The organism is Brevundimonas sp. KM4, from assembly GCF_000964075.1.
GTDB lineage: Bacteria > Pseudomonadota > Alphaproteobacteria > Caulobacterales > Caulobacteraceae > Brevundimonas > Brevundimonas huaxiensis.
In genome coordinates, this window is the sequence record NZ_JZRG01000034.1 from 1 (window position 1) to 342 (window position 342).

The 342-nt window shown below is 65.2% G+C and carries 1 protein-coding gene; it reads left to right on the forward strand.

The annotated features are described in order from the left end of the window. Nucleotides 1-114: 114 nt before the first annotated feature. The coding region (locus VH88_RS14330) for a hypothetical protein (RefSeq protein WP_045811847.1) at nucleotides 115-342 on the forward strand (228 nt) is incomplete at its 3' end.

The following is a 342-nucleotide window of genomic DNA, read 5'->3' on the forward strand; positions in this document are numbered from 1 at the left end:
TTGGTGGAGCCGAGGGGACGGCCGTGTGGTCGCTTTCGTCGGTCATGGTGGCAGTGCGCGACTCGGTTGGTTAGGAGATCTCCAAGGCTCTGATCGGACGGGGAGAAGGTCAACGTGTGGAAGCTGGATCATGTCGTCCCGGCGTCCGATGTTGACGCCGAGGAGCAGCGGCTCGCCGATGTGCTGTCCAAGGCGGGCTACGACGTCAGGAAGCTGTCGCTGAACGCGCTGGCGCAGCAGGTGCTGGCCGAGCGGGCGAAGGCGGTAGTGATGGCTATCGGTATCCAGCCGTCGAACTGGCCGCACTACCCGCTCGGCAATGGCGGCGTCGAGGTGCGCTTC